Source organism: Streptomyces sp. XM83C (genome assembly GCF_023072675.1).
In the GTDB taxonomy this organism is placed as follows: domain Bacteria; phylum Actinomycetota; class Actinomycetes; order Streptomycetales; family Streptomycetaceae; genus Streptomyces; species Streptomyces thermocoprophilus.
Map to the genome: position 1 here is coordinate 1 of NZ_JALLGL010000256.1, position 9,068 is coordinate 9,068.

The 9,068-nt window shown below is 73.3% G+C and carries 7 protein-coding genes; 2 read left to right on the forward strand and 5 right to left on the reverse strand.

Annotation, left to right across the window (positions count from 1 at the left end; translation table 11 throughout):
• From MTQ10_RS23545 to MTQ10_RS23560, 4 genes are all read right to left on the reverse strand, one after another.
• A partial coding sequence (locus tag MTQ10_RS23545) for a hypothetical protein (RefSeq protein ID WP_247472112.1) occupies positions 1-550 on the reverse strand: 550 nt, incomplete at its 3' end.
• 13 nt (positions 551-563) lie between these two features.
• The gene (locus MTQ10_RS23550) at positions 564-5,348 is read right to left on the reverse strand and encodes a putative T7SS-secreted protein (RefSeq protein WP_247472113.1); all 4,785 of its coding nucleotides are present in this window, start codon (positions 5,346-5,348) and stop codon (positions 564-566) included.
• 2 nt (positions 5,349-5,350) lie between these two features.
• Positions 5,351-6,004, reverse strand: coding sequence for a hypothetical protein (locus tag MTQ10_RS23555; RefSeq protein ID WP_247472114.1), 654 nt, complete (start codon positions 6,002-6,004; stop codon positions 5,351-5,353).
• Complete coding sequence (locus MTQ10_RS23560; protein WP_247472115.1) at positions 5,997-6,416, reverse strand: hypothetical protein; 420 nt, start codon at positions 6,414-6,416, stop codon at positions 5,997-5,999. Before MTQ10_RS23560 ends, MTQ10_RS23555 begins: the two co-directional genes overlap by 8 nt.
• Before the next feature lie 453 nt (positions 6,417-6,869).
• Here MTQ10_RS23560 and MTQ10_RS23565 point away from each other — a divergent pair, with 453 nt between their 5' ends.
• Together MTQ10_RS23565 and MTQ10_RS23570 are read left to right on the forward strand one after the other, a co-directional pair.
• Complete coding sequence (locus tag MTQ10_RS23565) at positions 6,870-7,274, forward strand: DUF779 domain-containing protein (RefSeq protein ID WP_247472116.1); 405 nt, start codon at positions 6,870-6,872, stop codon at positions 7,272-7,274.
• Between the two features lie 215 nt (positions 7,275-7,489).
• Complete coding sequence (locus MTQ10_RS23570; protein WP_247472117.1) at positions 7,490-8,179, forward strand: DUF6882 domain-containing protein; 690 nt, start codon at positions 7,490-7,492, stop codon at positions 8,177-8,179.
• 584 nt (positions 8,180-8,763) lie between these two features.
• Here MTQ10_RS23570 and MTQ10_RS23575 read toward each other — a convergent pair.
• Positions 8,764-9,068, reverse strand: a 305-nt coding sequence (locus tag MTQ10_RS23575) for a hypothetical protein (protein ID WP_247472119.1), incomplete at its 5' end; no start/stop codon positions are given.

Here is a 9,068-nt window from a genome sequence, read left to right on the forward strand (position 1 = left end):
GGTCGGGGGCGTCGTACCCGGTGGTGAGGTGGCGGACGGGGTCGGTCAGGCTCCAGCCGACGACGCTGCCGTGCTGGACGAGGAGTGCCACGTCGGGGGCGATTCCGATGCGGGCCTCCAGGGGGCTGTCGAGGACCTGGAGGTCGCGCAGGCAGGTCAGGACCGAGTCATCGGGGGCGCGGCAGATCACCGTGCACGGTTCGTGGCGGAAGTCGCGGATCTCGTCCGCCAGGAGTCCGCCGGGGCGGACGGCCGGGTGGACGTCCGGCGTGTGCGGTAGGCGGGCGCAGTCCTCGGGGTCGGCGGCCTCTTCCGGGATCCGGAACTCGGCTCCGGCCAGTCGCCGGGTGTCCCGGTCGAAGCGGAGGCTGTCGACCGCGTCCCAGAGCCATTCGTGGCTGCCGAAGGTCCCCGCCACGAACCGGTCGGTCTCCTCCCGGTTCGCACAGGCCGTGAGCTTCAGGGAGGCGCCGTCGACGAGGCGGGGCGTGACGGTGAGCGGCTCGTTAGTCACGGTGGCGTGCCAGTCGCCGTCGAAGGTCAGTCGCATGGTTGTCGCCGCCTCATCTGATCTGCTTCGCCGGGGGCATGTAGCCGTCCTTGGAAGGGATCTTGCCGTCCACGATCATGTCATGGGTCACCGGGGCGCCCGGATCCGTGGGTTTGCCGCCGAGGGCGGTGGCGCCGCTCTCTCCCTTCACCCCGGAGGGCCCGTACGCCGTGACGGCCTGGCCCGCCTTGCTGCCCGGCCCTTCGACGAGGACGACGTCCTCGCCCTGCCGGAACAGGAGCCTGCCGGAGGTGCCCGACGACTGGTAGACGGCGTCGGGGTTGCCGAGGATCTCCGCGACCCGCTGGTCGCTGAAGCCGTGCGCGCTGTCGCCGTGGTATTCGGTGTGCTTCTTGAACTTGCCTCCCTGCGCCCGTTCGATGATGTCGTCCACGGTCTTGGTGAGCCGTTTCTGGTTCCGCTCCTCCCGCTTCTTCGCCTTCGCGCACTCGTCGTCCGGCATCAGGCCCAGCGGGTCGCACCCGGAGTACGGGTTGTCCACGTAGCAGACGGGGTTGGGCGCGGGCGCGAGGCCGAGCGGGTCCGGGGAGGCGTAGCGGCCGGTCTCGGGGTCGTAGTAGCGGAAGCAGTTGTAGTGGAGGCCGGTCTCGGGGTCGTAGTACTGGCCGGGGAAGCGCAGCGGGGTGTAGGCGCTGCTGTCGCGGGACCAGGCGGTGGTGCCCCACAGCGTGCTGCGGCTGCGCCAGGCGATGTCGCCGGACTCGTCGACGAGTTCGGTGGGGGTGCCGACGAGGTCGGTGGCGATGGCGAAGAAGCGGCGGTCGATCTCCTCCTGGCGTTCGTCGGCGGTCAGCAGCCGCTCGGTCTGCGCGAGGGGGACGACGTCGCGGTGGTCCCAGGTGAGCGCGACCGAGTGGGGTGCGTCCGGCTGCCGGCTGGTCTGTTCGCACAGGGTGAGCCCGTCCCAGGTGAAACGGACCTCCTCGACGACGCTCTCGCCGTCGGCCGCGAGGCGTTGTTTGGCGGTGCGCCGGCCCAGCGGGTCGTACCGGTACCGCCATCTCGTGCCGTCCGGGGTGGTGACGGAGGTGAGGCGGTTCTCCGTGTCCCACTCGTAGCGCCATGTGTCGGGCTTGCGGGACAGGCGGGTCTTCCGGCGGAGGGTGACCCGGCCCAGGGCGTCGTACTCGAAGCGGACGCCTCCCGCGCGGGTGATCCTGGTGCCGTCGTAGCTGCGCGGCCCGGCGGCCTCGTGGCCGGGGTGCCGCTTCGGCCAGGAGGCGGCGGTCTGGTTGCCCGTCGGGTCGTAGGCGTACCGCTCCGTCCAGCCGGGCGCGTGCACGGCCGTGACCCGGCCCAGCGGGTCCAGTTCGAAGGTGCGGGTGCCCGACAGCCCGTCCGCGACGGACAGGAGATGCCCGTCGGCGCGGTAGGCGTAGGCGCGGTGGTTGACGGCACGGCCCCCGGCGGTGATGTGCTGCTCGGCGAGCCGCCCGGACTCGTTCCAGACCGACGTCACGGCGATCGCGTCCCCGAAGACCCGGCTCAGCTCACGGCCGGACGCGTCGTGCCGGAAGTCGATCCTGCGGTCACCTGAGGTCAGCCGTGCGGTGAAGCCGTCCGAGCCGTACGCGTACGTGGTGACGTGACCGGCGGGTGTCGTCCGGCGGACGCGCCGGCCCAGGGCGTCGTACGAGCAGACCAGCGGCCGGCCGTCGACCAGTTCCGTCTTGACCAGGCCCCGGCGGTCGTACTGGTAGCGCAGTTCGCTGTCCGGGCCCACCGCCTCCACGAGCCGGCCGGACCTGTCGTACGTGTACGACGTCACCCGGCCGTCGACGATCTTCCGGAGCACGCGGCCCAGCCGGTCCCGCTCGAACGCGATGGTCCCGCCGAGCGCGTCGGTCCGCTCGGCGAGCCGGCCCGCCGCGTCCACACGGTAGGTCAGGGTGCGCCCGTCGAAGTCCGTCTCGGACACGATGTTGCCCACCGCGTCGTATGTGTAGCTCCACGTCAGGCCCCGCGGATCGGTGACGCGGGTGAGACGCAGGTCGGCATCGTGCTCGAACGTGTACCGGCCGCCGTCGGGCCGGACGGTGGCGAGCGGCAGGTCGAGGTGGGTGTACTCGTAGCGGGTGACACCGCCGGCGGGGTCCGTGTAGGTGAGGCAGTTGCCCTCGCCGTCGTACGTCCATGACTCGGTGCCGCCGTCGGGGCCGGTGCGGCGGGCGAGCTGCCCGTCCGCGGTCCATTCGAGCCGGGTGACGCCGCCCGTGGGGCCGGTGACCCGGACCGGCCGGCCGAGGCCGTCCCGTTCGGTGCGGGTGGTGGCGCCGGAGGGTTCCCTCACCTCCACGACCAGCCCGGCCGCGTCGCACACCACATGAGTGGTGTCCCCGAGGGCGTCGGTGACGGCGGTGAGCCGGCCGGCGTCGTCGTGGACCCAGCGGGTCGTCGCGCCGGCGGGGTCGGTGGCCTCGGTGCAGTTGCCGCGTTCGTCGTAGGCGTACGTGGTGCGGGCGCCGTCCGGCTCCACGACCTGTGTCGGCAGCCCGAGCGCGTCGCGCACGACGCGCAGTTCGGCACCGTCCGGGCGGACCACGCCGATCAGCCGGCCCTCCGCGTCCCATGAGCTGGTGGTGGTGGCGCCGAGCGGGTCGGTGACGGTCAGCAGGTTGCCGCTGCTGTCGTAGGTGTAGCGGGTGGTGTGGCCGAGCGCGTCGGTGGTGGCGACGATCCGGCAGTGGCCGTCGACGCGGTGGCGGGTGACACGGCCGTCGGCGGTGGTGAGGGTGGTGGTGCGGTGGCCGGTCGCGGGGTCGGGGTCGGAGTACGCCAGGGTGATCCGGACGTGGCCGGCCTCGCCGCCTTCGGCGACGACACGGTCCCGGTCGTCGTAGACGTAGTCGTAGCGGCTGTTGTTGGAGTCGGTCCACGCGGTGATACGGCGGCGGTCGTCGTAGACGAACGTGGTGGTGGCGCCGGACGGCTTCGTCACCGTGGTGAGGTCGCCGTCCTGATAGCCGTAGCGCATCAGCGGCAGGTCCGCTCCGGCCTCGCCCGCACCGGCGAGCGACAGCGCGGTGATCCGGCCCTCGGCGGCCGTGAGCGTCACCTGGTGGCCGGCCGAGTGGACCAGGGCCAGCGGCAGGCCGTCGTCTGCCCGGTCGACGGTGATCGTGTGACCGTTGCGCTCCTCGAGCGAGGCCAGCCAGGCCGTGCCGTCGCCGCCCGGTTCGGTGCCGGCCGGGGCGGTGAAGCGGCGGACCAGGCCGGTGTCGGGGTCGGTGAGGGTGTAGTCGCCGTCGGTGTCGCGGGCCAGCACCGTGCGGAACGGGCCGGGTTCGGGGCGGGTCGGCGCACCGGGCACGGGATGCGGGTACGTGACGAGGAGCCCGTCGGCGGTGATGTGCACGACCCCGACCGGGTCGATCTGGAGACGCTCGTCGACGGTGGACGTCCAGGACGGGCCGAAGAAACGGCCCACCGCGCACCCCGACTCGGCGCGGCGGGAGAACTCCAGCGGCAGGATGCCGGGGATCGTCACATCGGTCTGCGGCAGGAACATCCGCCCGGTGGCGAGGTCGACGGGGTCGGTGCCCTTGGTGCACCGCTTGTCGTCGGGACGGCGATGGGTGCCGTCGGGGGCGTCGTCGATCAGCCGGCGCAGACGTGCCGCCTCGGCGGCCTCCTCGGCGATCCGCACCCCCTTGACGCCGGCACCGCCGCCGCCCGTCGCCACGGTCAGCGCGATGTCCGGGAGCAGCCGGCCGACGCCCTCGGCGGGGTCCTTCATGAAGTCGCTGACCATCTGTCTGCCGGTGCCGACCGGGTCGTTCGCGGCGACCAGCAGTCCGGCGGCCAGGCTGTTGAGGTTGGTGGCGTACTCGGCCGGGTGCGTGATGTTGTACGGGTCGAGGGGGTTGATCCCGCGGACGAAGTTCACGATCCCCGCGGTGCCCTTGATGATGCCGCCGCCGACATGGTCGCCCATGATCTGCAGTTCCTGAAGGCCGTCGCCCAGCTGATCCGCGTACGACGGCTTCTCGGGCGCCATGTCCCGCGCGGCCCGCACCGCACCGCGGGCGGTCTCCGCGGCCGAGTTCCGCTGCTTGCGGGCATCGGCGAGGATGTCCTGCGCCTCCTGCATCAGCTGCTTGCCCGGATCGTGGAACGTCGCGGCGGGGCGGGGCGGAAGCGTGGACGGGTCACGCTTGTCGGCGGGCTGGGCGTTGTACCTGTCGACCGCCTTGTTGAACTCCTCGACCTTCTTGCGGTGTGTCTCGGCGGCCTCCTCGGATGCCTTCACCCCCTCCTTCCACTTGTCGATCGCCGTCTGTGCCTGAGCCTGCGCCCATGTGACGGTGTCGGCGAAGTTCTCCAGCGCCTCGGCGGCCTTCTCGCACGCGTCGGACGCCTTGAACCACTTGGGCGGCTGGGTGGCGACCGCCTTGCGCAGCGCCTCGGCGGCCTCACCCTTCAACTCCGAGGAGTCCAGCCCCTTCAGACCCTGGCCGGCGGTGTCGAACGCCTTCTGGAAGGCGCGCAGCCTCCGCGCCGTGGAGCGCAGCTCGGCCGCGCTGCCGTAGATCAGCTCGGTCTTGTCCTCGGTCTGCCCGAGGTCCATCTCGTCGACCTCGGCGCCCATCCGGTTGGCCACCGAGCGGGACTGCTCGCGCACCCAGTCCGCGCCGGACTCCCAGCCGACGTCGTCGAGCCGGTCCGCCGTCCAGTTCCCCACGTCCTCGACGCGGTTGCCGGCCCATTCGACGCCGCTCTCGATCGCGTCCTCGACCGCGTCCGGTGTGATGTCGCTGATGAAGTCGCCGATGCCCACGCTCAGTCGCCCCCGCCGTCACTGTCCTGCCGTGCCTGCCGGGCCCGTTCCTCCGGCGACGGGCCGTAGGCCTCGTCGAGTGCCCGGTTCCACTGCTCGTCGGAGATGCCGAGCGCGTCGTTGAGCATCCGGGACTGGCGGCCCCCCTGACCCTCGGTCAGCACCGTGCGGGCGGTGTCCTTCCACGTCTGCTCGATCTCCTGGCCGGCCCGGTCGAAGGACTCCGCGCTCCAGTCCGGGTCCAGGGCGTCGGGGGTGAACACATCGCCCCAGCCCTGGGCGGCGATCTCCTCCTCCGTGGCGTGCGGGTTGCCGCCCATCAGGGAGTTCACGCCCACCTTCAGCGCGCCCTGCACGTACTGGTCGTGCTCCCACTGCGTGCCCGCCGCGAGGCCCAGCCGGTTCGCGAGCTGACTGGCGTCGTGGACCAGTGCCCGTACGCCCCATTCCCAGCGTTCGCAGAAGTCCTCGAAGTCGACCGACAGCCCGTGATGCCCGGCCTCCATCCCCGTCATCGACAGTTCGGAGAACCCCTTGCCCAGCACCGAGCCGGTGGCGCCGCCCAGCTCTCCCAGCTCGTCGATGGTGGCGCCCACCCCTTGGGTGAACTTCGCGACGGACGCCTTGTCGAAGTGCAGATCCTTCGCGTCAGCCACGGACGCCCCCCTCGCCCGCCGTCGCGTCGTCGACGGCGACACCGTCCGGGACGATTCCCGCGACCGGCGGGAAGAACATGGAGCCGTCCTCGGTGGCGATGTCCACCGCCAGTCCGGCGGGCTCGCCCAGCGCGGGCACGATCTCGTCGACGATGCGGGCGCCGAGCAGCGCCGCGTACTCCATCGGACGGCCACCGGGCCCGTGGCGCACCGCGAACCGGGCGAGCGCGGTCTCGTCGGTGAAACCGCAGATCCACCGCACCCCGCCCGACCGCGCCGACCACAGGCCCCCGTCGGAGACGGGCACCAGCAGCACCGACCGCCTCATCTCGCCGACCAGGGCCCGAGGATCGCCGGCCCCCGCTCTGCGCTCGGCGATCCGTCCGGCCAGCGCCGTCCTCGGCTGCTCCACGGTCCCTCCCCACGTTTTCGGTCACCGGGTCCTGCAACAGACGTTCGGGGAGGGGGCCTTGGTTCCGCAGGCCGCGGACCCGCACAGGGCCGGAAGGCCGGGCGTCCCAGGGAGGAAACCGGTTTCACGGGGAGGCTTCAGACGGCTCGCGGCCCGCACGCCGGCTCCGCGCCGGCGCGAGCACCGGTCAGTACAGCGAGTCGGCGGTACGGCACGTCTCCGGCGGACGGAACCAACCTGACGCCAACCCCGCGCCCGCACACTGCCGTACAGCACACGACGGCACGGCCCGTCGCCGTACCGCACCCGTCCGTACCGCAGGAGAGCCGTCATGGTGCACGCACAGCAGGGAACAGCCGCCCTCGCCGCACTCGCCGGCCGCGCCCCGCGATCCGACGACCACGTTCCGCGCACGCGCGGGCCGAGGTCCGCACGGACGCCGGGGCTTCGCTGATGGCCGCCCGCACCAGGCGCGTGGAGCTGACCCCGGCCGCCGAGGAGCTGGTACGGCGGCTCACCGACGTGCACGGGCCGGTGATGTTCCACCAGTCCGGCGGCTGCTGTGACGGCAGCGCACCGATGTGCTACCCGCGCGGCGAGTTCAGGGTCGGCGCCGCGGATGTCCTGCTCGGCCACGTGGCCGACGACACCCCGTTCTGGATGAGCGCCGACCAGTTCGCGTACTGGCAGCACACGCATCTGACCGTCGACGTCGTCCCGGGCCGGGGCAGCGGGTTCTCCCTCGAAGCCCCCGAAGGAGTGCGCTTCCTGATCCGCTCCCGTGTCCTCACCGACGACGAGTGGGAACGCCTCGCCGCCGAACCGCCGCTCCCCACGGGGGCGGACACCGACGGCTGACCGGAACCGCCCGCACGACGGCCCGCCCGACGACCACCGCACCCCGGCCGCCGCCTCGCCCCCGGCATCCGGCGCAAGCGCCGCCGGTTGCCCGGCGTGCGACCACCGCACCCCGGCCGCCGCCTCGCCCCCGGCATCCGGCGCAAGCGCCGCCGCGTCGTGCGAGGTGCGGGGCCGCCGGGCCCGATGTCGTACCCCGCACCTAGGGTGAGGTCATGGCGAGTGAATTCAGTGATGCCTTCCTGCGCGAGGCCGAGCGGCATGCCGCGTGGGGCGCGGTCCAGTTGGAGACCCTGACGGAGTTCCTGCCCGACGCGCCGTGGACCGCCGACCTCCAGGCCTGCGCATACCGGCAGGGCGGCCTGGAGCTGCGGGTGGGCGTGCTCGGCACGTACGACACCTCCGAGCGGTCCTGGATGTGGGGCTGGGCCAACCCGGGGCTGCGGGGCACGGAGGTGGCGGCCCTCGCGCAGACCGTCGGACGGTACGGGCAGGAGCACGGCATCCCCGAACTGACCGCGGAGATGCTGGACCTGTCCGGCTTCCCCGACCCCGGACACGCGGCGGAGACGCTCGCCTTCACCGGCATGGGCGTGTCGGGCGCGCCCGGCTACATCGGCGCCCCGGCCGGGCCTGCCACCCGCGTGTACTTCCTGCCCGACGACCCGCAGGTGCCGCGCGCCGTCCTGGAGCCGGTGACCCTGCCGCGCGTCCTGCTCACCGGGGCGCAGCTCATCGGCCACTCGGCCGAGCTGGTCGTCGGCGGCTGCTTCGACCACTACGGCGTCCCGCACCACCGCGACGGCGACCGGATCGTCGCCGAACTGCCGGGCGGCGCCCGGTGCACGGTCACCTTCGACGAGGCGGGACGGATCGCCAAGGTGGAGGGGGACATCCGGCCGTAGGGCGGCCGGTTCAGTGGGCTGGTGGCCGGTCGGCCTCGTCGGCGACGTCGTCGTCGGCCGGCCCGCCCAGGGCGTGGCGTGGGGGCGCCCGGCTTGACCCTCGACACAGTGAGAAGGTCTTTCCTCGGGCGCAGGAGGTGGTTTTTCTTGAGGCGGCGGAGGCCGTGGCTGCCCTGTCCGGCACCGTCGGCTGACGCGGGCCGTGTCACCGCCGTCCTCACCGGCCGTCTCTTTGACCCCGGTGCGGACCCCGCCGCCCGCCTCCGTTTCGTCCAGGCCCTGTCGGAGATCCCGGACCCGTCCGTGCCGGACCTCCTCCGGCGCCTCGCCCGCGACCCCGACCCCAGGCGTCGCCCGCGTCGCCGCGGCCCTCGCCGGGGCACTCCGGCGGCCCGCACAGCGGGACGGGGACTCGGCGTGAACACGCCCCGGCCGTCACCCGGAAGCGATGGCCGGGGCGCGGGGCCCGGCCGGTGAGGCGCCTGGGGCGGCTCGGTGAGAAGACGTGGCCGGGGCCCGGGCCGGGCCCCCGTCCCCACTACGGAGACCCGGTCGTCAGATCGGCCGAGGTGATACGGCCCGTGTCACGGCGGCCCGCTCCCGTCTCTCCGGGCGCGGCGGGCCGGGGGAGCAGAGACGGGGCGGTGGGTGCGGGCGCAGGCCGCCGCGAGGAGGAGGAACACCGTGAGGACGGCGGCGGGGGCCACCACGGCCGTCAGCCGGTGCGCGGCGCCGCCCGCGTCGCCCGCCGCCCAGGCCAGGCCCGCCGTGGCCGCCGCCGCCGTGAGGCCCGTGGTGACGAGGGCGGCGACGACGTACCGGGAGCGGTCGGCGGGCGGCAGGGGGCGGGCCGTGCCGGACAGTTCACGCCACTGGCGGGCGGCCCCGC

What these genes read in the sequence shown, in the direction of transcription:
- MTQ10_RS23565 (WP_247472116.1), top strand. Translation starts at nt 6,870, where the DNA reads ATGGCCGCCCGCACCAGGCGCGTGGAGCTGACCCCGGCCGCCGAGGAG.
- MTQ10_RS23570 (WP_247472117.1), top strand. Translation starts at nt 7,490, where the DNA reads ATGGCGAGTGAATTCAGTGATGCCTTCCTGCGCGAGGCCGAGCGGCAT.